Source organism: Oceanobacter sp. 4_MG-2023, from assembly GCF_030689165.1.
In the GTDB taxonomy this organism is placed as follows: domain Bacteria; phylum Pseudomonadota; class Gammaproteobacteria; order Pseudomonadales; family Oceanobacteraceae; genus Oceanobacter.
On the sequence record NZ_JAUYVV010000017.1, the window covers coordinates 29,853 to 53,078 of the forward strand.

General features: G+C 55.8%; 18 protein-coding genes. 4 read left to right on the forward strand and 14 right to left on the reverse strand.

The window, feature by feature from the left end; genetic code table 11:
• Nucleotides 1-2 precede the first annotated feature (2 nt).
• Nucleotides 3-1,844 (forward strand): gamma-glutamyltransferase, encoded by a 1,842-nt coding sequence (ggt, locus tag Q8W24_RS12315; protein ID WP_305475480.1) that lies wholly within the window; start codon nucleotides 3-5, stop codon nucleotides 1,842-1,844.
• 39 nt (nucleotides 1,845-1,883) lie between these two features.
• On the opposite strand, the gene Q8W24_RS12320 is transcribed toward ggt, so the two are convergent.
• Together Q8W24_RS12320 and Q8W24_RS12325 are read right to left on the reverse strand one after the other, a co-directional pair.
• On the reverse strand, nucleotides 1,884-2,084 hold the full coding sequence (locus Q8W24_RS12320) for an oxidoreductase-like domain-containing protein (protein WP_305475481.1): 201 nt from the start codon (nucleotides 2,082-2,084) through the stop codon (nucleotides 1,884-1,886).
• A 74-nt stretch (nucleotides 2,085-2,158) separates the two neighbouring features.
• A complete protein-coding gene (locus Q8W24_RS12325; RefSeq protein WP_303432864.1) occupies nucleotides 2,159-2,566 on the reverse strand; it encodes a DUF2750 domain-containing protein in 408 nt (135 codons plus the stop codon).
• A gap of 423 nt (nucleotides 2,567-2,989) precedes the next feature.
• Between Q8W24_RS12325 and Q8W24_RS12330 the strand changes: the two genes are divergently transcribed.
• Nucleotides 2,990-6,625 carry a hypothetical protein gene (locus Q8W24_RS12330; RefSeq protein WP_305475482.1) on the forward strand — a complete coding sequence of 1,212 codons (3,636 nt, stop codon included), beginning with the start codon at nucleotides 2,990-2,992 and terminating at the stop codon, nucleotides 6,623-6,625.
• Nucleotides 6,626-6,854: 229 nt separating this feature from the next.
• A complete protein-coding gene (locus tag Q8W24_RS12335) occupies nucleotides 6,855-8,684 on the forward strand; it encodes a hybrid sensor histidine kinase/response regulator (protein ID WP_303432862.1) in 1,830 nt (609 codons plus the stop codon).
• On the opposite strand, the gene Q8W24_RS12340 is transcribed toward Q8W24_RS12335, so the two are convergent.
• The 12 genes from Q8W24_RS12340 to glnT all read right to left on the reverse strand — a co-directional run bounded on the left by Q8W24_RS12340 (nucleotide 8,681) and on the right by glnT (nucleotide 22,230).
• Nucleotides 8,681-9,313 carry a response regulator transcription factor gene (locus Q8W24_RS12340; protein WP_303432861.1) on the reverse strand — a complete coding sequence of 211 codons (633 nt, stop codon included), beginning with the start codon at nucleotides 9,311-9,313 and terminating at the stop codon, nucleotides 8,681-8,683. The two genes, Q8W24_RS12335 and Q8W24_RS12340, sit on opposite strands and share 4 nt — an antisense overlap.
• A 215-nt stretch (nucleotides 9,314-9,528) precedes the next feature.
• On the reverse strand, nucleotides 9,529-9,855 hold the full coding sequence (locus Q8W24_RS12345) for a multidrug efflux SMR transporter (RefSeq protein ID WP_303432860.1): 327 nt from the start codon (nucleotides 9,853-9,855) through the stop codon (nucleotides 9,529-9,531).
• Between the two features lie 95 nt (nucleotides 9,856-9,950).
• Nucleotides 9,951-10,661, reverse strand: a complete 711-nt coding sequence (locus Q8W24_RS12350) for a hypothetical protein (RefSeq protein WP_305475483.1) — start codon at nucleotides 10,659-10,661, stop codon at nucleotides 9,951-9,953.
• 148 nt (nucleotides 10,662-10,809) lie between these two features.
• A complete protein-coding gene (locus tag Q8W24_RS12355) occupies nucleotides 10,810-13,854 on the reverse strand; it encodes a 2Fe-2S iron-sulfur cluster-binding protein (protein WP_305475484.1) in 3,045 nt (1,014 codons plus the stop codon).
• Entirely contained in the window at nucleotides 13,854-14,144 is a 291-nt protein-coding gene (locus Q8W24_RS12360; protein WP_303432857.1) for a sarcosine oxidase subunit delta, read from the reverse strand. The genes Q8W24_RS12355 and Q8W24_RS12360 overlap by 1 nt, the downstream gene beginning before the upstream one ends.
• 274 nt (nucleotides 14,145-14,418) lie before the next feature.
• Nucleotides 14,419-15,684: an FAD-dependent oxidoreductase gene (locus Q8W24_RS12365; RefSeq protein WP_303432856.1), complete on the reverse strand. Its 1,266-nt coding sequence runs from the start codon at nucleotides 15,682-15,684 to the stop codon at nucleotides 14,419-14,421.
• 17 nt (nucleotides 15,685-15,701) lie between these two features.
• Entirely contained in the window at nucleotides 15,702-16,574 is an 873-nt protein-coding gene (locus Q8W24_RS12370; protein WP_305475485.1) for a bifunctional 5,10-methylenetetrahydrofolate dehydrogenase/5,10-methenyltetrahydrofolate cyclohydrolase, read from the reverse strand.
• A gap of 9 nt (nucleotides 16,575-16,583) precedes the next feature.
• Nucleotides 16,584-17,450, reverse strand: coding sequence for a formyltetrahydrofolate deformylase (gene purU, locus Q8W24_RS12375; RefSeq protein WP_305475486.1), 867 nt, complete (start codon nucleotides 17,448-17,450; stop codon nucleotides 16,584-16,586).
• Between the two features lie 293 nt (nucleotides 17,451-17,743).
• Nucleotides 17,744-19,075 (reverse strand): FMN-binding glutamate synthase family protein, encoded by a 1,332-nt coding sequence (locus Q8W24_RS12380; RefSeq protein WP_305452872.1) that lies wholly within the window; start codon nucleotides 19,073-19,075, stop codon nucleotides 17,744-17,746.
• 23 nt (nucleotides 19,076-19,098) lie between these two features.
• Nucleotides 19,099-19,782 carry a protein glxC gene (locus Q8W24_RS12385; protein WP_303432852.1) on the reverse strand — a complete coding sequence of 228 codons (684 nt, stop codon included), beginning with the start codon at nucleotides 19,780-19,782 and terminating at the stop codon, nucleotides 19,099-19,101.
• Between the two features lie 38 nt (nucleotides 19,783-19,820).
• Complete coding sequence (locus Q8W24_RS12390; protein ID WP_303432851.1) at nucleotides 19,821-20,717, reverse strand: glutamine amidotransferase family protein; 897 nt, start codon at nucleotides 20,715-20,717, stop codon at nucleotides 19,821-19,823.
• 163 nt (nucleotides 20,718-20,880) lie between these two features.
• The gene (gene glnT / locus Q8W24_RS12395; protein WP_303432850.1) at nucleotides 20,881-22,230 is read right to left on the reverse strand and encodes a type III glutamate--ammonia ligase; all 1,350 of its coding nucleotides are present in this window, start codon (nucleotides 22,228-22,230) and stop codon (nucleotides 20,881-20,883) included.
• A 299-nt stretch (nucleotides 22,231-22,529) separates the two neighbouring features.
• Between glnT and Q8W24_RS12400 the strand changes: the two genes are divergently transcribed.
• A complete protein-coding gene (locus tag Q8W24_RS12400) occupies nucleotides 22,530-23,120 on the forward strand; it encodes an XRE family transcriptional regulator (RefSeq protein WP_303432849.1) in 591 nt (196 codons plus the stop codon).
• Nucleotides 23,121-23,226 lie beyond the last annotated feature (106 nt).

The window sequence follows — 23,226 nt, forward strand, 5'->3', positions numbered from 1 at the left end:
CGATGACCGCAACCTTATTATCCCGACTGTTACACCAGCCACTCGTTTACCGCCCGGGCTTGTTATTACTCATATTGATCGGGGTGGTTGCCTGTGCCCAAACCGAAGAGCCGTCCACGGCGACATCTCCAATAACCACGTCTCAAACAACTACATCTCCAGCAACCACTCTCCAAGCCACTGCGCCTGCCACGCCTGAAACAACCCTGATCGTCAGGCCCCAGCCCCCCGGTTCCCATGCCATTGCCAGCGCCCACCCATTGGCAACCCAGGCCGGTATGGATATCCTCAATGCCGGTGGTAACGCCATTGATGCCGCCATCGCCGTTGCTGCCAGTCTTGGCGTGGTTGAGCCTTACAGCGCTGGCATCGGCGGTGGTGGTTTCTGGCTGCTGTACCTGGCCGACCGCCAGCAATACCGTTTTGTTGACGCTCGCGAGCAGGCCCCGCTGGCAGCTCACCGTGATTATTATCTCGATGAGCAGGGAAACGTTATCCGCGACAAGGCCATTAACGGCCCCACTGCTGCGGCGATTCCCGGGCAGGCCGCGGCTTTTCACTGGCTTGCCGAACAGTATGGCCACTTGCCGCTCAGCACCTCGTTACACGCCGCGATCCAACAGGCCCGTGATGGCTTTGCGGTTTACCCGCAATACCGCAAATTACTGAACTACCGCTTAAAAACCCTGCAACGTTACCCCGACAGTGCCCGCCTGTTTCTCAGTAACGGCAAGATGCCAGCCGTTGGCCACCTCATCCAGCAACCCGAACTGGCCATCACCCTGGAACGCCTGGCCAGCCAGGGCCACGACGGCTTTTACCGTGGCCCGACCGCCGCGGCGCTGGTTAAAGGCGTCCAGGCTGCCGGTGGCGACTGGACGTTACAGGACCTGGAAAACTATCAGGTGATAGAACGTCAGCCCATCACGGCAACCTTGGGGGAATACACCCTGATCAGCGCTCCACCGCCATCCTCTGGTGGTATTGCCCTGACCCAGATGTTAACCATGCTGGCGCAATTTCCCTGGCGCAGCATGGATCAGGTACAACAAACCCACTTGCTGGCCGAAGTGATGCGCCGGGCCTACCACGACCGCGCCAAATACCTTGGTGATCCCGACGTTGTTGACGTACCAACCCAACACTTGATGTCGACCAGCCACAACCGGCAGTGGGCCGACGGCATCCGTCTCGACCGGGCCACGCCATCCATCTCGCTAGCTGGCCCCAAAAACATCGAAGAAGGTTTCCACACCACTCACCTGTCAGTACTGGATGCCCACGGCAATATGGTGTCTGCCACGCTCAGCATCAATTTACCCTTTGGCTCTGCATTTACCGTTCCCGGCACCGGGGTGTTGCTGAATAACGAAATGGATGATTTCTCGGCCAAACCCGGCGCACCCAATGCCTATGGTCTGGTCGGTGCAGAAGCCAATGCCATTGCTCCCGGCAAGCGACCGCTGTCGAGTATGAGTCCCAGCCTGCTGGTCTCCGCCGACCAGACAGCCATTATTGGCACTCCGGGCGGCAGCCGTATTATCACCATGGTCTTGCTCGGCATATTACAAGCCATGCAAGACAAGCCGGTCGAAGACTGGGTGGCCCAGCCACGTATTCACCACCAATACCTGCCCGACAGAATCCAATATGAACCCGGCAGCCTGACACCGGATCAGCGGCAACAGCTGCAAGCCCTGGGTCATCAACTCAAGGATGCTGGACGCCAATATGGCAATATGCAGGCAATTCGGTGGGATCATGTATCCGGTGCGGTGACTGCCGCCGCAGACCCGAGAGGAGAAGGTTCGGCACAGGTGCAGCCTGCCCGTAACAACCAGTAGAGGACAGCAGCAGCCTGACCAGTGACCAGCCAGATACACTTACTGACCGTTGTGAGTGTCGTTGGGGGTTGGGGTTGGAGCTGGTGCTGATTCTGCCTGGGCGCGCTTGGCTTTTTGTGCCGCTTCCCACTCTGCCACGTCCTCACGATAAATATCCCACACACAGCGATCACAGCCACTTTCACAGCACTCGTAATCCCCTGGTGGTAATGGCTTGTCGTCTGGAATCTGCTCTGCCATCACGGCCTCCGGTGTAAATAACGCCAGTATATCAGCCCATTAGCGTAATCGCAGTGCAGCTCCTGAGCCGTTGGCTACCCTTCCAGCCGATACTCTCCGGCATCCAGCATGCCTTCAAAAATACTCATCAGCCGGTGGGGCGTAATCAGACAGCCGGCCTCTGTGCCTCGCGGCATGATATCGAGCATCACATCATTGGCCGCCAGTTCGGGCAGTACGGTGTCCAGCAAATACTCCAGAGCGACAGAATCCGGGCGGCAGTCTTCCCAGATATCCAGAGCCGATTCCAGCGCATAACGCCGGTAAGGCCACAAAGGCAGTACCCGCTGGCCATCCAGATCACGTACAAACCAGGCTTTGCCTGCCCGCAAGCTCCAACTTTCCTCGGTTTCGAAAGCACGTAACAGATAATAATCCAGCCGCTCACCATCGGTCAGAGTCGGAACAGCCGCGTATTCGGCATCGTAAGGTTCATAGCGCATGGGTGGTCCTGCATCAGTCACGGAGTTGGCTGTTACGTTGCAAATCACCAGCCACTCATGGTCAAAATATTATCCTTTAAAATCAGTAATTTACAAAAAAGTCGAGAGAAGAAAAAACACCATGGCCGCATCTGTAAAGACAATGTCGTAAAAGCGACAAACCGCGTCACCTACTTCCCCCCAGCACATCCCCCAAGCCATACGCCTGCCCAGGCAGACCGTCATTTGAAAAACAACAGTTACTGACACAGACGAACAAAAGACCACAAAAACTGAAAATTCACCCGATTTGGTGAAGGAAAACCGCTTTTTCTTCCCTAGTCTGCTGACGTTTTTAGAACAAGACGCGCAAATATTTTCCTTAATGCCCGAATTTTCGGCTTACGGGCCACATGAATCGCCCGATAACATGGAATAAATACAATGGAAATAAGCAAACTGATGCTAGCCATTATGGCGGCTTCAACCCTTACTCTGACCGCCTGTGGCGGCAATTCAAGCTCAGGCTCAAGTGATAACCAGGACCAAAGCCAGGATACTGGCGGTGATACTGGCGGTGATACTGGCGGTGATACTGACAGCGGTGATACCGACAGCCCGGTTCTGACCGGTACCGCCGCCACTGGCCTGGCCATCGACGGCACGGTCTTTGTGTATGACGCGGATGGCCGCCAGACCAATGTGATCATCGAAGACGACGGCAGCTTCAGCGTTAACGTCGACGGCATGACGCCACCATTCATGCTGGAAGCCCGTCCGGATGATACCAGCACAGCGATTCAATATTCCTTTGCTGAAGCTGCCGATATTACGGTCAACGTTACTCCTCTGACCACCCTGGCCCTGTTCCTGGCCAACGACCAGCAAAGCCTGGCCGCTCTGGTCAGCGCCTGGGATGACGAAGCAGAAAGCTTTGATGAAACCGCACTGGCAGCAGCAGAAGATGTCATTCTGGCCAACTTCGCCGACCAGTTTGAAGAGCGCGCGCTCGACCCGCAAACCTACGACCTGTTTAATAATGCCTTCCGTGCCAACCGCACCGGCTTTGATGCGGTACTGGACGATGTGCGTATCGTCTTTGATATGGATGAGGGCAGCTTTGAAGTCGATGTTGACGAGCAGGATTACGACTTCGATGAAGATGCTGAATTTGGTACCGATCCTGACACAGGTACAGACCCCGACGCTGGCAGCGGTACAGACACAGAGCCAGACACCACACCCGACAGCTTCTCATTCCCGGCCCAGGACAACCGTGCACCCAACAGCACCTCGCAAAGTGCCACGGTTACCCTGTCGGGCTTTGATGGCAGCCTGACCCTGACCGTTACCAATGGCACCCTGATTGTTAACAGCCAATCCGTCGGTGAAAGCGCCTCCGTCTCCGCTGGCGACCAGCTCGCCATCCAGCAACAAGCCCCCAACGATTTTGGCAGCACCGGCATCAGCACCATCACCCTGGGCGATTACAGTACCACCTTCGAAGTGACTACCCGGGCAGCGGATACCAGCCCAGTCAGCTTTACCTTGCCCGCCGTGACCGATGTGGCACCTGCAACACAAGTCAGCACCGACCAAATCACCCTGACGGGTTTCGAAGGCCAGCTGGCGCTGGCATTTGATCAGGGTTACGTGGTCGTGAACGGTGCAATTTACAGCAGTGGTGTGATGGTGACAGCCGGTGACACGGTCTATTTCCGCCTGACCAGCAGCGGTGATTATGGTGCGACAGTCACCAGCACCATCACCCTGGGCGATTACAGCACCACTTTTGCCGTCACCACCCGCGCCATCGACAACACGCCGGACGCCATCTCATTTGACTCCCTGGCCAATGTCACTCCGGGTGAAGAGATATTCAGCAACGTTGTAACCGTCACGGGTTTTGATGAAGACGCGACGATCAGCATCACCAATGGCCAATTCCAGATCAATGGTGGCACCTGGCTTACGTCAGGTACTATCCGTGAGGGGGATACCCTGCGTCTGCTTCAGAATGTGCCAGACAGTTTTGGCACCACAACAGACACCACGGTGACCATCAACGGCAACAGCTACACCTTCAGCACCGTCACCCGTACCGGCGATACCACACCAGACAGCTTTAATCTGGTCAATCTGAGTAATGCCGAGCCGGATACCCGCTACGAAAGCGACACCGTCACCCTGAGCGGCTTCGAAGGTTCACCCGAGATCACAGTCACCCATGGTGAGTTGCGTATAAACGGCACCTTGTCTGGTACCTCAGCCACGGTCTCCGTCGGTGACCAGATCAGTGTCGTTCAGCAGTCTTCTGCCGATTTTGAAACCACGGTGGTCAGCACCGTAACCATAGGTGATTTCTCAACCAGTTTCGAAACCACCACCCGTGCCGAAAGCGCCGACGTTGATCCGTTCACCTTCGAGCAGCAAGAAGATCTTGAACCCGGTGTCGTAGCCATCAGTAACGCCGTCACCGTCAGCGGCTTTGATACACCCCAGACATTCACCCTGCGCAACGGCGTTGGCAGCCTGATCGTTAACGGTACCGATATGGGTACCTCAGCCGTAGTTGCCAGTGGTGACAGCATCCAGCTGTCCGTCACCACGTATACGAACTTTGGCTGGAACGCGAATGCGGTCGTTGAGTTCAGTAATGGCTCCGCCATGTTTATCGCCGGCACCCGTACTGCCATTACCACACCCGATCCTTTCAGCTTTGCCTCGGTAACCGAGGTAGAACCCGGTGTCGAAGTGGTCAGCGCACCAATCTCGTTCAGCGGTCTGGAAGACGCCACCCGCATCCAGGTAACCAATGGTGTCGTCCGCTCCAGTCGCTATCCAGGCCAGGATCTGACCTCGCTGTCGGTATGGCCAAACGATACTATTACAGTGGTGCACACCAGCTCTAACCTGTACGACACGGATACGGTCACCACAGTGTCCACGCAAGAAGGTTACGGTTCGGTCAGCGCTACCTTTACCTCTACGACCAAAACCGCCGCATCCAGCCAGACAGATCCGATTATGGATCTCAGCTGGAACCTGGGTCAGGACAAGGTGAACGCCCTGGCATTACCAGTCAATCTGGATACCAATGGCAGTGAGCTGTACCTGCTGAAAAACAGCAGCACAACCAGCAGCCTGATGAACGTCACGCCCGGCTCGGCGGATCGTGAATTGGCGACACTGCAAGCATTGAGCAGCACCACGTACGAAGGCCTTGCGGTTGCTCTGCTGGAACAGGGAAGCACCAGCGAACAGCTTATTTTCAGCTGCGATACCGCTACCCAGCCCGCCAGGATCACCGCTCGCCTGGCCTCTGACCCAACGACTGTTAGCAGCCTGGAACTGTCGGATACCGTCAGTGCGAATCTCGCAGGACGCGCTTCTGCCCTGCAAGAAGGCATGGCATGGAGCCTGAGCGCCTGTGATGATCTGTCGGTTGCCGATGTCAGTTACAATGCCACCGACGATACCTTCCAGATCAAACTGGGAGTCAGCGGTGCTGGCAAGATGGACACCGATGATTACCATCAGATCGCGGTGTTTGAATACAGCTATGATCTCAATGCAGCAGATGCCAGCACAGCCATGAGCAAAACCCTGGCCACGCCGCTATATCGCCTCATGTTCGGCACCCAGGAGTACAAAGCGGTGGAGCTGTCGTCCATCACTTCATACTCCTACCGCTTCTTTGCCATGTTCGAGAACAATGGCAGCGACACGTACAACTACCTGCGTATGTACTACGGTGGCGGTAGCAGTGTTGACCTGAACATCTCGCCGATCAACTACTTCACAGGCAATGACGGTAGCTGGGATGTCGCGGACATACACATCTGGAAAGAGTCCGAAACGGCTTACCACCTGTACCTGACCTCGGCCACCATGGGGTTGTACGAAGTCGTCTTCGATCCTACCACCGACACCAAAACCTCAGAACGTCTCCATGACTCCGGCGACCAGCAGTTCTGTAAGGGTGCCATCACCGGTAGCATCAGCGGCAGTAACCCGACTCTCTGGTGTCACGACGCCACAGACGAAGGCAAGCTGATCGAGTTCGACCCAACGGAGTAATCCTCCTCGACCGGTAACCTGCTCTGGCAGGCTACCGGCCCTCCCAGCCCTGCCGAATCTGGCATTTTTTTAATGTGTACTGTCCATGCTTCGGTCAGCGGTATCAGTATGATGTGGATGTCGCTGTAAAATAATCACCAGCACCGTCTGGCTCCAATGACCGCGGGCTTTTTATCAACCGCCAACGGCCTGAGATATTCTGTAAACGCCATGGATACAGGAACCCAACATGAGTAACGCCTTATCAGAGTACCTCTCAGCCCTGTTCGAAAAACTGAGCCATCTCGGATTTGCCCACCACCCCCTCGCCGACAAAATACAATGGGAACGCCATCACCTGTTTATGCGCGAAGTCGGCCCAAGAATGGCGGCCACCCTGGTCGCCGCGGTGGTGGTTGGCCTGTTGTTCATGCAGTCCGCCAGTACCACAGAGTTGTGCACCTGGTTCGGTATGAACCTGTTGGCAGGACTGAACTCCTGGCTGATTATCCGCCACTACCATAAAACCCGTATCGGCCATCGGCCCGACCCGAACCAACAACAGCAACGGCGTTCGATCCACCGATGGCATATGGCGAACCTGTATCTGGCACTGCTATGGGGCTTCCAATGGGCGGCCTTGCCCTTGTTGTTTTTGGCCGATGCTTCACTGGTGCAAATCTTTTCGATGCTGCTGCTGGTCACCATTGTCTCCGCCACCCCGTCCATGACCATGGGGCTGTATCCGGATGTGTACATCACCTTTCTGACCCCGGTACTGGGAGCATTTGGCCTGCACCTGGCGACAATGGAGCTGGATGGCACCTGGCTGCACAAGATCATGGCACCAGCGGTATGGGTGTCCCTGGTCGGTTTCAGTTACGCCATGTTCAAAACCCAGATCCATACCTTGGCGCTCAGGCTGGAGCTAGAGCAGTCCAAACAAAAGATCGAACAGGCCAACAAGGCCAAAACCCGCTTTCTTGCTGCCGCCAGTCACGATATTCGCCAGCCTCTACAAGCGGCCTCGCTGTATTGGAGCACCATCGACCCAGCCAGGCTTGCCCCCCAGCAACAGCCACTCTTTGAGCGCCTGGGCACCAGCCTGAAAGCCACCAATGAACTGCTCAATCATTTGCTCGATGTTTCCAGACTGGATGCCGGGGTGACGCCATTACGACCGCAGGCCACCGATGTAGCCACGTTACTGGACGAACTGCGCATCGTCTTTTTGCCCTTGGCACAACGCAAAAACCTGCATCTGGATATCGAATGTGATGCTGAAGTGTCGATCTGGTGCGATCGGTCTATGACCTTCCAGATACTCAAGAATCTATTGGCCAATGCCGTGCAGTACACCCTTGATGGAGGTATTCTTGTGCGTGTTATCGCGCGAGAGCAGCAGGTGCAAATCAACGTTGAGGATACCGGTATGGGTATTTCTCTCGAGCATCAACACACCATATTTGAAGAGTTTGTACAATTGGACAACCCTGGCCGCCTTCATCAGAAAGGCCTTGGACTGGGTCTCGCCATTGTCAAACGTCTCTGTCAATTACAGCAGGTTCCACTACAGCTCGACTCCAGACAAGGACAAGGCAGCTGTTTTTCCCTGATATTCCCTCGCACCCGGCCAGCCCCCTTCAAGCCGCCAGAGGCCAACACAGAAGAAGCGCCGCATTGCCGCCTGAATGGCCTGAAAATATTGTTAGTGGATGATCAGAAAGACATTCTGGATGCTCTGTCCCTGCTGCTGGTGAGCTGGGACTGTGATGTGTGGATCGCCCAGAGCCTGACGAACCTGAAGCAACAACTGGATCAGCCAGCATGCTTGCCTGACGTCGTCATCAGCGATGATTCATTGACAGATGATGGTAATTTTGAACAGATCCTGGCGACGTTGCGGCACCAGCTGCCTTACACTCCGGCGATTATCATAATGACCGGCAACACCACCCCACAACGGGTCAAACAGCTCACCCAGACGGGCTACCCATTACTGCATAAACCGATCGAAACCGCACAATTGAAAGCGGCCCTGCAAAACGCCGACTGTCACCAGGAGACAGATACCGCTTAAAGATATCCATGCTGGTGCGCCGCACGCAGGCACTCGATACGGTTATTCACTCCCAGCTTGTCAAACATCAGCCGAATATGTGTTTTTACCGTATTGGGACTCAGGAACAACTGCTCGGCAATCTGCTGGGTCGCATAACCCGCCTGCATCAGCGTCAGAATCGCCAACTGGCGCTCGCTGAGCAGATCCGCCGGATGAGGTGTCGATGCGGCCATCACCTCGGGAGCCAGATAGCGCTCACCTTGCAGCACTCTCCGAACCGCCAGCAAGATATCGTCGGTAGACTGGTTTTTGGTGATCAGACCCGAGGCACCGGCATTCAGCACCCGAGTCAGTACAGCACCCCGACTTTCACCGGTACACACCAGTACCGCAACCTGAGTATCCTGCTGGCGAAGCTGTTGTAACAACTTCAGCCCATCGCTATCCGGCAACCCCAGATCCAGCAATACCAGTTGCCAGGAAGATGCCAATACCTGTTCCAAACCTTGCTCAGCAGAATGAACACAACGGATTGTCGCGCTTGGCCAATGCTTACTGAACAGGCTGACCATCGCCTCGGCAAACATGCGGTGATCATCAATAATCAGGATAGAGAATGAATTACTGTTAAAATTATACGTAAACACTGCATTTGCTCGATCAACATTCCTCTCGCATATAATGATACAGTAATCATCGGACTGCTTGGTCCGTGCGACACAGAATCCTGTTTTCGAGACCCAGTTACGCTACTCAGCCTGCTGCTTCCAAATCGACGCCCCGGCAAAACACAGTGATCAGGTCGCTATTATCTCCGGAACCAGCCATTCAACCCGATAGACAAGAATCAGATACAGGCGGCTCAGCCAGCGCTACCTTCCACCAGCTTTAATCCAACCACGCCCAGCACAATCAGGCCGATACACGCCAGCCGCAAAATGCCGCCGGGTTCGTTCATAAACAGAATACCCACCAAGGCAATAGACGCGGTACCAATACCGGCCCAGACCGCGTACGCGGTGCCCATCGGAATGGTGCGCATGGCCAGCGACAATATCGACATGCTGGCAATAATCAGCAGCACGGTAATGACCGATGGCCACAACTTTGAAAAACCGTCACTCTGTTTCAGTCCAATCGCCCATAAACATTCAAGGCCACCAGCGATCAACAAATAAATCCAACCCATTGTGTACAACTCCTGTTGTAGCCATCATTGAAAAACCAATGACCCGGCGGCGGTACAAGGCACCGCAGCCAGGCCATCAGCAGAAACATCCAGATTCAGCGCAAGACATCGAGGCCGACGGCGCCGCCCTCAAATTCCTGCACCGCATCCATCAATGCCGTCCAGAGGTAGTCACTGGAAGCGGTATCGCAAAGAATGGACATCACCGGCAAACCGTTGATTTGCTGGCGAACCATAATGGCGTTGATACGCGCGATAGAGGTTTGGGCAATGCTGCCGACGGGGAATACCGACTCACGCATATCCACCCCACTCAGCTTGGACATGATATTGGACAGGTGTTCACCGGTCAGCATCAGCCAGGCATGGGAGTCCATACAGAACAACGGATAACAATGATCCGGAGTCTCCGCACCCGTGGTCGGCAATGCCATCACGGCTGCACCCAGGTCTGCCGGGCTAGCCAGCAGCCAGTATTCTTTCTGGCTCAGGCGCAACACGCATTCGCCATTAGCACTGCTTGCGGCGGTGTTCGGACGTGCGGGAATCGGCAGTTTGTTAGCCGCCAGCAAATCGGTGGTCGTGGTGCCACGATAGCCTGTCCGTGGCAGCATTGATAATTCCAGCACGCCGGCTTTGGCGGCCCGCTGGACATCGCCGCTATCCACTTGTGCGATCACCGACGCTCCGGCAGCAGTCTCGACCCGACGGGCACCGGCACTGCGGCGGTAACAGCCACTGCGCGCCAGTTCAGCATCGGCCCATTCAACATGAGCGGAAATGTCAGTTTGATAGAGTTCAGACATGGTTCTCTCCTGTGACGGCTGTTTCACGCCACTCGGTCATTAGATTCTGGCAGCCGCTCTGAGATACGCTGCCGCCGGTTGTTGCAGGCGTGATACCCACGCCGCTGCAACCACCATTACCCACATGTATTACCAACGAGGCCAGCCATTACATATCCTGGCGGGCTTGCTCGGCATCGTAAAACGGCAGAGCAACCACTTCAGCAGTGACGATTTCACCGTTCACCCGAATCGGCAAACGCGCACCGACTTCACTCTGATGCACTCCGGCGTACGCCATACCAATAATGGCGCCCACCGTGGGCGAGTATTCACAGGAGGTGACGTTACCGGTGATATCGGCCTCGGTCGCCGACGTCGCCAGAACCAGGTGCCCTTCTTCCGGTTTTTTGCCTGCAGCCACCAAATTGGCCGGCAGCTTGAAGCCCACCAGTTTGCGGCTTTGTGGACGCTTCATCACGATATCCACGGCCCGACAGCCATTGAAGTACGGCTTGTTTTTACTCACCGCCCAATCCAGCCCCAGTTCTCCCGGGTGGCTCATGCCATCGGTGTCCTGACTGATGATGATATGGCCTTTTTCGAGTCGCAGCAGACGCTGGGTTTCGACCCCGAACGGCTTGATATCAAACGCGGCACCGGCCTGCATCAAGACATCCCACAGGACTTCGCCGTAACGGCTCGGAACGTGGATTTCATAGCCCAGTTCGCCAACAAAACCGACGCGCAACAGGCGGGCCGGAATGGTCTGGTCAGCCTTGCCATCAACAGGAATACGGATTTCACCTTCCCGGCACGCCAGGTAAGGAAAACCTTCCTTGCTCAGATCCAGATCGGTCAACTGCTCCAGAACCTTGCGGCTGTCTGGCCCGGCCAGGTTAACGGCCGCAAAGGCAGAAGTGACGTTGGTGATATCGACATCCAGACGCCACTGGGTATTCCAGAACGTCATCAGGCGATAAACCGCATCAACCCCGGTGGTGGTGGCTGTCACATAGAAGCAGTCGTCAGCAAAACGGCAGGCAACACCGTCATCCACTACCACACCCTGATCACTGGTCAGTACCGCATAGCGGGTTTTGCCCACCGGTTGCTTGAGGAAGCCAAAAGTGTAAATCCGGTTCATCAGCTCGGCGGCATCCGGGCCGCGCAGCTCGATACCACCCAGCGTCGACACATCAATCAGACCGACATGGTTACGAACGTGCAGGGCTTCGGCTTCGATGGCGGTGTTACGGATCTTGCGGCTGCGCGGAATCAGCGGGCTGGCCGCACTGCCGCTCAACAAACTGCCTTGCGGCGGATAAAACGCTGGCCGTGCCCAGGCGCCTGCCGGAATCATTTTGGCACCCAGTTCCAGGTGACGATGATGCATGGCGGTCTGGCGATACGGATCAAAACCCCGCCCGGCCAGGTAGGCCAGTTTTTCCGGAGTCAGCGGCGGCCGGGCCGTCGTCACACCGGTTTCGGTGATGCTGCGGTTGGTCGATTGCGCGACCAGTCGAGCGGTCGGCAATGCCGAATGACGCCCCTGGGATGGCCCCATCCCAACGGTTGAAAAGCGTTTTACCAGCTGCACATCGCGGTAACCCATACGGGTGGCATTGACGATGTCCTTGCTTTGCAGGTCTTCGTCGTAATCAACAAAGTCCTTGCCTTTCGGGTGCGGGAAAATCGGCCAGTCGTAGTTAACCTTGCGACTGCATTCAACCGCTTCCGGTGCCGTTGCCAATGGCTGTCCCAATAACGCCAATGCTGTTGCAGCGGCATATTCGGCGTCCTTGATCACCGCACCAATGCTGTGCTTGCCGTTGACAGAACCGGCAATGTGCAGATGTTCCGGCAGATGGCGGATCGCGAACTCGGCACGCTCTTCATCGTAGCTCAGCTGGCCACCGGCCTGGCATAACAGCTGATAGGCAGGCATATAACCCGACGACATACAGACCAGATCACAACGCAACAGATCGCCGTTATCCGCCACTTTGCCGCGACCACGAATAGCGCGAATCTCAACCGCTTCGACGTGTTCTTTACCAAAGGCTTCATACAGGGTCTGGCCAAAACGCAGGGCGATACCGGCCTGCTGGGCGCGGAAAATCAGGTTTTTGGTTTCGACCGAATCCGTGCCGGTCGGGTCATCGACGCCGCCGCGCATATCCACCAGCGCCTTGACTTCGACCCCTTGGGCCACCAGCGCCAGCGCGGTCAGATAACCATCGTCGTTGCCGGTGACGACCACGGCACTCTGGCCAGGCTTGATGGCGTAGAGTTTCATCATCCGCATGGCTGCACTGCACATCACCACACCGGGCAAGTCATTGCCACGGAACACCACATGCTGCTCGTAGCTGCCAGTGGTCATGATGCATTCTTTTGCACGGATCTTGTACAAGCGTTTGCCGTGCAGCACTGGCAGCCAGTTGTCGACAAACCAGGCGTTACAGACCGAGTCGGTCATCACGGTGATCTTGTCGTGCTGCGTGACCTTGCTGATCAGCTGCTGACGCAGTGCTTCCGGGTCATCCAGATCACTGAAGTCAGCATAGGTCAGCGAGCCGCCCAGTACTGAATGTTCTTCCAGCAACAGCACCTCGACACCCGCGTCAGCGGCAGTCAGGGCGGCGGTCATGCCCGCCGGGCCAGAACCGACCACTACCACATCGTAGAAGCGGTAGGCCTTGTCGTAATATTCCGGGGTGAATTTCAGGTCAGCAATACCCAGTCCGGCTTTTTCGCGGATCTGTTTTTCCCACCAGTCCCATACACCCTTGGGCTTGTAGAACGCCCGATAGTAAAAGCCCACCGGCATAAAGCGGCCGAAGTGACCCAGAATCGCGTCCTTGTCTTTCGCCAGCGTGCCGTTGACGTTTTGACCGGTTACTTGCAAATCGTTGGCGGCCGCCATTTTGTCGGCCAGCACATTGGGCTCACCCTGGATCTGCACCAGGCTGTTGGCATCGTGCGCCGACATGGTGAGCGGGCCTCGGGCGCGGTGGTACTTGAACGAGCGCGACCACATCCAGTAGTTATTACCCAGCAAGGCGCTGCCAATGGTGTCGCCCTTGTAGCCGATAACGGGCTGTCCCTCAAAACGGAACTGGACGGTTTCACTGCGATCCAGCAGCAGCCCCATGGGGGCTGCCAGCCGTTGTGAGAGGGCAGTCGATGGTGTAGATGCAACGGAATTCATCAGCAAGTCTCCCCGTCAGGCGTTGACTCATCCGATGGCAATTCGGATGGATCGTAAGTACGTAAAATTTCATCGCTCACACGATGGCGCTCGGCGACAAACCAGTAACCCGATGGTGTGTGATACCACCATTCGCGGGCCACACCCGTGCCGTTGTAGGCGTAAAAGGTGTGTTCTGCCCAGGCCTTGTCGGGGGCAGATTCAACGCTTGGCAGCGGAGTGACTTCGCCGCCATATACAAATTCGCTGATATTGCGTGGCCCGTTTAACGGGCAGGGCATGATTTTCATATCTCACCTATGTTGCCGGACGCCTGGGGTCAGACGTCTGACGCCGATTAGTTCTGTGTTATGGCGACTGTGTTTTATCCACAATCTGATGCGTGATGCGCACCCTGCAAGCGGTTTCCGGTTGGCCGATACCAGGTATTGGCCAACCGCGTTATCTTCATTATCAGAGGCGCAACCGGCACTGAATTGGCTGTTTTACCGAAAGACAGGATCATCTTGCCCTTCGGCGGCAGCTGAATTAAAAACACGTGCGTTGTACGCCATCTAACAGTGGTTAGTGTGAGGCAGCGGTAGCGCCCATTTCGTTCACCTGGCGGAATTCGCTGAAACGCTCAACGCCAAACGGTTTGATCAGGTCAGGAACCTTGCCGCCACTGGCGACCAGTTCGGCCATGGTCTTGCCGCAAATCGGGGTGGACTTGAAGCCCCAGGTGCCCCAACCGGCATCGAGGTAGTAGTTCTTGACCGGGCTCAACCCCATGATCGGGCTGTAGTCTGAGGTCATGTCCGTCAGTCCGGCCCACTGTCGCATCAGCTTGAGATTGGCCATAAAAGGAAACAGCTCGACAGCGTGTGCCAGCAGCTGCTCTTTCAGTTCCAGACTGGAACGGGTGTTATAGAGCGGGTACGGATCCGATCCACCACCAAAGACCAGTTCGCCACGACCGGTTTGCTGGACGTAGCAGTGGAAAGCTGGAGAGCTGACCAATGGATTGAGGAAAGGCTTGACCGGCTGGGTCACCATCGCTTGCAGCGGGTAAGACACAATCGGTAACCGGAAACCGGCTTTTTCGGCCAGCAAGGAGCTGTGCCCTGCAACGGCCTGTACCGCGCAGCCACACTCAATGATTTGCTCAGCGCTGCCCTGCTTGACCTTGACGCCGGTGACGGTACCCGAAGCGTCATCCACGATGATATCGGTGACTTCGGTCAGCTGATGCAATTCGACGCCACGCTGGGTGGCACCCTTGGCGTAGCCCCAGGCCACGGCATCGTGACGGGCGGTCGCGCCATCCATATGCCACAAGCCCCCCAGCACCGGTTGGTGCCCGGGGTTCATGTTCAGCGTAGGCACCAGCTCACGGATCTGTTGTGGATCAATCAGCTCGGTCTTGCCGCCAAAGTGTTTGTTGACTTCGGTACGCTGGCGAAAGCCACGAATAGCCGAGTCGGTGTGTGCCAACGTCAACTGACCCCGCTTGGAGTACATGATGTTGAAGTTGAATTCGTTCGATAATTCCTGGAACAGTTTTACCGACTCACTGTAAAACCTCACCCCGTCGGAGGTGAGGTAGTTGGAACGGATCACCGCTGTGTTACGGGCGGTGTTCCCTCCCCCCAGATAGCCTTTTTCCAGCACGGCTACATTGGTAATGCCATGGTATTTGGCCAGGTAATAAGCCGTGGCAACACCATGCCCGCCGCCACCGATAATTACCACGTCGTAACGACGCTTGAGGGCAGTCGGTGCAGGCAAGTCCGCGTCTTTTTCAAACGGATAATCGTTGTTCAGCCCGTATTTAAGAAGTGCAAAAGGCATGGCCTTGCTCCCGTTTACTAGAGTTCGTCAGACATCAGGCGTCTGGCGGCTGTCAGGGTGTTTTTCATCAGGCAGGCAATGGTCATTGGGCCAACACCACCTGGAACCGGCGTAATGGCAGCAGCCACCGGTTCAACCGCGGCGTAGTCGACATCCCCTACCAGCTTGCGCTGGCCGTTACGCTCAATCACGTTGATACCGACATCAATCACGGTCGCGCCAGGCTTGACCCAGTCGGCACCGATCATTTCCGGGCGACCCACTGCCGCAACCAGAATATCGGCCTGCTGCGCCAGCGCTTGTGGATTGTTGGTGCGTGAATGCACCACCGTCACCGTGCAGTTGGCTTGCAACAGCAGTGCAGCCATCGGCTTGCCAACAATGTTGGAACGGCCAACCACAACCGCGTGCTTGCCACTGAGATCGTCACCCAGCACTTTCCCGATCATGATCATGCAGCCCTGGGGCGTACAGGGAACCAGAGATTCCTTGCCCACACTGAGCGCACCGACGTTGACCGGGTGAAACCCGTCAACGTCTTTTTCCGGGCTGATCGCAGCAATAATCTGCTCTTCATCCAGATGGACCGGCAATGGCAGCTGTACCAGAATACCGTGTACCGCCGGGTCCACATTCAATGCGGCCACCAGCTGGTTCAGGGTTTCCTGGGTGGTATCGATCGGCAGACGATGCTCGATCGAGTTCAGTCCGGATTCGGTCGCACGGGCAATCTTGTTGCGCACATAGACCTGACTGGCCGGGTCTTCCCCGACCAGCACCACGGCCAGACCAGGCTTGATGCCGTAGTCTTCAAGAAAGGCCGCCGCATCCGTGGCGACCTCGTCCAGCACTTGCGCCGAGATAACTTTTCCGTCGATTCGAGTAGCCATGTTGTGCTCCTATTTGAAAACGACGGTTTTGTTACCATCAACAAACACACGGTGTTCGGTGTGCAGTTTGACAGCACGGGCCAGAGCGACGGTTTCGGTATCCCGTCCAGCGGCAGTCAGCTTTTCCGGGCCCATGGTGTGATCCACTGGCTGTACGGATTGCTCGATGATCGGGCCTTCGTCCAGATCGGAGGTTACATAGTGCGCGGTCGCACCAATCAGTTTCACACCCCGGTCATAAGCCTGGTAATACGGCCGAGCACCCTTGAAGCCGGGCAGGAACGAGTGGTGAATATTGATCGCTTTACCGGCCAGCTCCGCACACAGGGTGTTGGACAGGATTTGCATGTAACGGGCAAGTACTACCAGCTCGGTGTTGGTTTCGTTGACGATGTCGATCAGCGCCTGTTCTTGCTGCGGCTTGTTCTCTTTCGTCACTGGCAGGTGAATAAAGCGAATGCCTTCGCGTTCTGCCATTGGTCGCAAATCCTGGTGATTGGAAACCACAGCGGTGATTTCCATATTCAGCTCACCCTTGTTTTTGCGGTACAGCAAATCGCTCAGACAGTGGTCAGCCTTGGACACCATGATCAGCGTCCTGATTGGTGAACACACACTGTTCAGGCTCCAGGTCATGCCAAAACGCTCGGCCACTTCAACAAAACCGGTTCTTACGGCATCGCACTGATCATCGCCTTCAAAGTGAAAACGAGTGCGCATGAAGAAGTTACCGCTGTCCTGGTCATCGAACTGGGACTGCTCGCTGAGATAGCAGCCATTGCCGGACAAAAAGCTGGAAACTGCAGCGACAATGCCACTACCCGCCGGGCAGGTGGTTTTTAGTACGTATTCAATTTTTTCGTTGTTACGAGGCATGGTTCTGCTCCTCTGTTGGCTTGTATCAGTCATGGCTTTTATGGAGTTTCAAGCCGCACAAAGCCTGCGAAATCAGTCGCTTCGCTGATCAATTCAATGGTTGTATTCACACAGCTGCGCGCGGCAGCCCGGAGTATATCCGAGCCTGACGCTGCGAGTTGTGTTGGTACGCGCGGTGACTACCCGATACCGCTGCGTACCAGCTCGCCGCTAGCGGCGATGCGCCCTGTTGTCGGTGCGCTCAATCAGTCGAACCAGACCAGCCGGGTTGGGTAATCAGGCTGGTGATGGCCTTAGTAGCCTTGTCCAGGAATCCAGCTGGTACCAGCCAGTGGCACCCGTGCCATGGCGGCAGATTCTACCGTCAGGGCAACCAGATCTTCTGGCTCCAGGTTACGCAGATCGCTTTTACCGCAAGCACGTGCCAGGGTCTGGGCTTCCAGCGTCAGCACGCGCAGGTAGTTAGCCAGACGATGACCAGCAGTAGCCGGATCCAGACGCTTCATCAGCTCAGGGTCCTGGGTAGAAATACCGGCAGGGTCTTTACCTTCGTGATAGTCGTCGTAATAACCCGCTGCAGAACCGATTTTCTTGAACTCTTCGTCCCACTTCGGATGGTTACAACCCAGGGCAATCAGAGCCGCAGTACCAATCGCCACCGCATCGGCACCCAGTGCCATACACTTGGCGACGTCGGCACCGTTACGGATACCACCGGAAACAATCAGCTGTACCTTGCGGTGCATGCCCATTTCCTGCAGTGCCTGTACGGCTTGCGGAATCGCGGCCATGGTCGGAATACCCACGTGTTCGATAAACACTTCCTGAGTCGCCGCCGTACCACCTTGCATGCCGTCGACCACGATCACATCGGCACCGGCTTTGACAGCCAGTTTGACGTCGTAGTAAGTCCGGGTTGCACCGACCTTGATGTAGATCGGCACTTGCCAGTCGGTGATTTCACGCAGTTCCAGAATCTTGATGGCCAGATCGTCCGGGCCAGTCCAGTCCGGGTGGCGACAGGCGGAACGCTGATCCACGCCCATCGGCAAGGTACGCATTTTCGCAACACGGTCGGTAATTTTCTGACCCAGCAACATACCGCCGCCGCCAGGCTTGGCGCCCTGGCCCAATACCACTTCGATGGCATCGGCTTTACGCAGGTCGTCCGGGTTCATGCCGTAACGGGAAGGCAGGTACTGATACACCAGTTTGGTGGACTGACCGCGCTCTTCCGGTGTCATGCCGCCGTCACCGGTCGTGGTGGTGGTACCGACTTCAGAAGCACCCCGTCCCAACGCTTCCTTGGCATTGGCAGACAGTGCGCCAAAGCTCATACCGGCGATGGTGACCGGTGTTTCAATCACGATCGGCTTCTTGGCATAACGGGTGCCCAGTGTGACCTGGGTGTTGCACTTCTCGCGGTAGCCTTCCAGCGGGTAGCGGGACATGCTGGCACCGAGGAACAACAGGTCATCAAAATGCGGCAATTTGCGCTTGGCACCAAAACCACGGATATCGTAGATACCGGTGTCTGCTGCGCGGCGGATTTCCTGCATGGTCAACGCGTCAAACGTCGCAGACTCACGCAGTCCAGGGTTCACTTTCAGATCTTTATCGCTCATATCACTCTCTCCTGGCTGCGTGATCAGTAGGCACTGACGTTATCGACTTTAAAGTTATACAGCTGACGGGCTGAGCCGTAGCGCTTGAAGCTGGCTGGATCTTCATCGATCCCGGCACGGTTGAGCAAATCGGTCAGGTAATCGAGATGTTCCTGACGCATTTCTTTCTCAATGCAGTCGGCTCCCAGAGACGCCACGCTGCCTTTGACAAAGATTTTGGTTTCGTACAATGAATCACCCAGGGCATCCCCGGCATCACCACAAACAACCAGTGCACCGGCCTGACCCATAAAGCAGCTCATGTGACCCACACTGCCTTTGACGACGATTTCCACACCTTTCATGGAGATACCACAACGGGCACCGGCGTTGCCTTCAATCACCAGCATGCCACCGTGGGCGGTTGCGCCAGCGGATTGGGAAGCTTCACCCTTGACCCGGACGGAACCGGACATCATGTTTTCTGCTACGCCCTGCCCGACATTGCCGTGTACCACAACGTGGGCTTTCTTGTTCATGCCGGCACAGTAGTAGCCAGCATGGCCTTCAATATCCACACTCAGCGCCTGGTCGAGACCACAGACCAGATTGTGATCGCCCTTGGCGCCGGTGATTTTCCATTCGCGTTCGGTGCATTCAACCGCCTGTTCATGCAGCGCCTGATTGATATCGCGCAGCGAGGTGGTGGCCAGATCAAATGTTTTCATATGAGATTCCTCGTATTTGCCGTTGGCAGCTCGCGTGCTCAGGCACGTTCCCAGACATAAATTTTGGCCGCTTCCGGCTCCCAGACCTTGGCGTTCTCGATGCCAGGCAGTGTCGTCAGTGCCTGATACTCAGACGCCATGGCAACGTAGTCTTCGGTCTCGGCCAGGACGGCAGGCTTGCAAGCGATCGGATCGCGGGTAACCGCAAAACCGTTACGTGTTCCGATGGTGAAGGTGAAGAAACCATCAAGATCCTTCATCGCGTTTTCCAGCGCCTGATTGAGGGTGTCGCCCAGTTGCAGGCGGCGCGTCAGATAGCCAGCGGCCACTTCCGAGTCGTTTTCAGTTTCAAAGCGGATACCTTCACGCTCCAGTTCCAGACGCAGACGGTTGTGGTTAGACAGCGATCCGTTGTGTACCAGACACAAATCTTCACCGGTTGAGAACGGGTGCGAACCAGCCATGGTGACGGCAGATTCAGTTGCCATACGGGTGTGCCCGATGATGTGTGTACCCTTCATGCCTTTCAGGTTGAAGGTTTCGGTAATCACTTCCGGCAGACCCACTTCTTTCAGAATTTCGATCGAATGACCGGCGCTGAGGATCAGCACTTCCGGTGCGTGTTGCTCAACAAAGGCAGTCGCAGTGGCGGCATCCGTGTGCATCTTGAAGACAGCAACCGTAGCATTCTGGAACCAGCTGACTTCAGCATTCAGTTCTGCACGAGCGGCTTCAGCCAGCGCTTCCCAGTCGTAATTGACATCTTCGTGACGCAGGGTCAACTTGATGCCATCGGCGACTTCGTCACCGTAAATAGCAAAGCCGGCACTGTCCGGACCACGATCGGTCATCGCGATCAGCATGGGTTCAAACAGGGCACCGAGCTGGCTCTCCAGCGCCGGATTTTTCAGATACAGACCTACGATTCCACACATCGCGCTATCCTCGTTAATTCACAGTCGTTTGTTCGTTTGATTCGCTTCGTTATGCCTGTTGCAGCACAAGCGAAGCCGTTCCGCTGCTGCCAAACACAGCAGCGGCACATAAAAATGGGGTATAACGGCTGGTGCGCCCCAGGCGCACCGAGCTAGTTCAGGCTCAGAAGAATTCGCCGTAGCGCTGTACTTCCCAGTCGGAAACGTGGCGACAGTAGTCGATCCACTCTTCGCGTTTGAGGCGGACAAACTCAGCCATCACTTCTTTGCCGATGGCATCCGTCAGCACCGTGTCTTTTTCCAGTTCATCAATGGCTTCGCCCAGGGTTTGCGGCAGGATTTCGACGCCTTCAGCTTTGCGTTCTGCTTCGCTCAGGGCATACATATTGATGTTTTTCGGATCACCGGCTTCCAGCTCACGTTCGATTCCGTCCATACCCGCAGCAATCAGTGCCGCGTGTACCAGGTACGGGTTACAACCTGAATCTGGCAGGCGGAATTCCAGGCGGCCGTAAGGCACACGAACCATGGCGGAACGGTTGTTGTCGCCGTAGCAGATATACGCTGGTGCCCAGGTTGAACCGGAAGCCGATCCACCAACAACCAGACGCTTGTAAGAGTTCACGGTAGGAGCGGCGATAGCACACAACGCCTTGGCGTGATGCAGCAGGCCAGCGGTGAAGTGGTAAGCCATTTTCGACAGACCCATGCCGTGCTTGTCGCTGTCATCACCAAACAGGTTCTTGCCGCTTTCATCACAAATCGACAGATGGAAATGCATGCCGTTACCGGTGCGGTCTGCTGATGGTTTTGGCATAAAGGAACAGACCATGCCAAGGTCGTTGGCAATTTCACCGGCCGCCATACGGACGAAGGTAAAACGGTCAGCCGAAGTCAGTGCGTCGCTGTAGGTGTAGTTGATTTCGAACTGGCCATTGGCGTCTTCATGGTCGATCTGATACACGTCCATGCCAACCGCTTGCAGGCTCTCAACCAGGGTTTCCAGAAATTCACGTGAACGCGACAGGCCCTTGTAGTCGTAGCACGGCTTGGTCAGCGTATCGGTATCATCCACTGGGCCGAGAGAACCGTCGGCGTTACGTTTGAACAGGTAGAACTCAGGCTCCAGACCCGTGTTCAGAGTCCAGCCTTTGTCATCCAGACGCTTGAGCTGGTTTTTCAGTACCACGCGGCTGTCGTGGGAGTACGGCGCGTTGTTCACGTAACCGTCACAGGCAATACGGGCATACCCTGGCTGCCAGGGTACGGTGGTCAGGCTGGCCAGGTCACCACGTGCCAGGAAATCCGGGCCATGTGGTTCCATGCCCATTCCCCAGACAGCAAAGCCGGCAAAACCAGCCCCTTTTTCAACAACGTCCATCAAGCAATTGGCGGGCACAGACTTGGTCTTGGCCACACCGTGGATATCAACAAACTGGGCCAGAACGTATCGAATATCATTTTCCGACATGAAAGCTTCGATTTCGGCGGCGGATGGGGTCGCGGACAACATACACTTGCTCCTGATTCCGAGGTCAGCTTCTCGCCGAACCTTTGTTTCTCTTTGGGAAAATTACTTTCCTAAAGTGAATGCAACCCCTATGCCACATAATTTCCCAAGGGGAATATTTTTTTCATATTGAACCGAAAGCCCCGATTTACCTATAGTTAGTTAATAAATTTTCCCACAGAGAAACCCGTCTGGTTCGTCGATCAGGGCTGAATAGACTGAAATAAAGCACCACTAGAGTGCGTCCATTCATTCTTACGCACCAAGAGGGTTCATCTACAGCACCGGTGGAGCATCAGGACATGGAAGAAAACGACACACGTTTTAATCTGGACCAGTACATTGCCATGAAAGTCAAAAAGGCCAGATTGGAAGAAGGCCTGAAAATTACCGATGTGGCGCGAATTTCTGGCATCAGCCAGGGTATGGTCAGCAAAATCGAGAACGCCCAAGTCTCCACCAGCCTGGAAACCCTCAGCCGCCTGTGCACCGCCATCGGCTTGCCTATCTCCAAACTGTTCAGCGATTACGACCGCCCGGACGGCGGCGCACACTTCACACCGTCTGGCGAAGGTCTGGAAGTTGTTCGCCGTGGCACCGACAAAGGCCACACCTACCAGCTACTAACCTATCAGCGGGGTGGCAAACGTAACTTTGAACCCTTCCTGATTACCATGGATGATCTGTCGGAGGTGTTCCCGACCTTCTCCCACCCCGGCGAAGAATTTATTTACCTGCTAAAAGGACAGCTGGTGTACCGCCACGGCAACCACTTGTATGAAATGGGCCCCGGCGACAGCCTGACCTTTGATGCGGAAACGCCTCACGGCCCCGAGAAACTGATCGAAGTACCGCTGCAGCTGCTATCGATTATTAACTACGTCGAAGAGTAAAGACCGGCTCCCCTCTCAAGCGTCACCCTGAACCTGATTCAGGAGCCAGACGGTTGCGAGTCCGAGCCGGTGGATTCCGGGCACGCCCGGAAAGACATGACAAAAC

Excerpts from the sequence above, each read along its gene's own strand:
- ggt (WP_305475480.1), top strand. The coding sequence starts at position 3 with ATGACCGCAACCTTATTATCCCGACTGTTACACCAGCCACTCGTTTAC.
- Q8W24_RS12320 (WP_305475481.1), bottom strand. The coding sequence starts at position 2,084 with ATGGCAGAGCAGATTCCAGACGACAAGCCATTACCACCAGGGGATTAC.
- Q8W24_RS12325 (WP_303432864.1), bottom strand. The coding sequence starts at position 2,566 with ATGCGCTATGAACCTTACGATGCCGAATACGCGGCTGTTCCGACTCTG.
- Q8W24_RS12330 (WP_305475482.1), top strand. The coding sequence starts at position 2,990 with ATGGAAATAAGCAAACTGATGCTAGCCATTATGGCGGCTTCAACCCTT.
- Q8W24_RS12335 (WP_303432862.1), top strand. The coding sequence starts at position 6,855 with ATGAGTAACGCCTTATCAGAGTACCTCTCAGCCCTGTTCGAAAAACTG.
- Q8W24_RS12345 (WP_303432860.1), bottom strand. The coding sequence starts at position 9,855 with ATGGGTTGGATTTATTTGTTGATCGCTGGTGGCCTTGAATGTTTATGG.
- Q8W24_RS12350 (WP_305475483.1), bottom strand. The coding sequence starts at position 10,661 with ATGTCTGAACTCTATCAAACTGACATTTCCGCTCATGTTGAATGGGCC.
- Q8W24_RS12355 (WP_305475484.1), bottom strand. The coding sequence starts at position 13,854 with ATGAATTCCGTTGCATCTACACCATCGACTGCCCTCTCACAACGGCTG.
- Q8W24_RS12360 (WP_303432857.1), bottom strand. The coding sequence starts at position 14,144 with ATGAAAATCATGCCCTGCCCGTTAAACGGGCCACGCAATATCAGCGAA.
- Q8W24_RS12365 (WP_303432856.1), bottom strand. The coding sequence starts at position 15,684 with ATGCCTTTTGCACTTCTTAAATACGGGCTGAACAACGATTATCCGTTT.
- Q8W24_RS12370 (WP_305475485.1), bottom strand. The coding sequence starts at position 16,574 with ATGGCTACTCGAATCGACGGAAAAGTTATCTCGGCGCAAGTGCTGGAC.
- purU (WP_305475486.1), bottom strand. The coding sequence starts at position 17,450 with ATGCCTCGTAACAACGAAAAAATTGAATACGTACTAAAAACCACCTGC.
- Q8W24_RS12380 (WP_305452872.1), bottom strand. The coding sequence starts at position 19,075 with ATGAGCGATAAAGATCTGAAAGTGAACCCTGGACTGCGTGAGTCTGCG.
- Q8W24_RS12385 (WP_303432852.1), bottom strand. The coding sequence starts at position 19,782 with ATGAAAACATTTGATCTGGCCACCACCTCGCTGCGCGATATCAATCAG.
- Q8W24_RS12390 (WP_303432851.1), bottom strand. The coding sequence starts at position 20,717 with ATGTGTGGAATCGTAGGTCTGTATCTGAAAAATCCGGCGCTGGAGAGC.
- glnT (WP_303432850.1), bottom strand. The coding sequence starts at position 22,230 with ATGTTGTCCGCGACCCCATCCGCCGCCGAAATCGAAGCTTTCATGTCG.
- Q8W24_RS12400 (WP_303432849.1), top strand. The coding sequence starts at position 22,530 with ATGGAAGAAAACGACACACGTTTTAATCTGGACCAGTACATTGCCATG.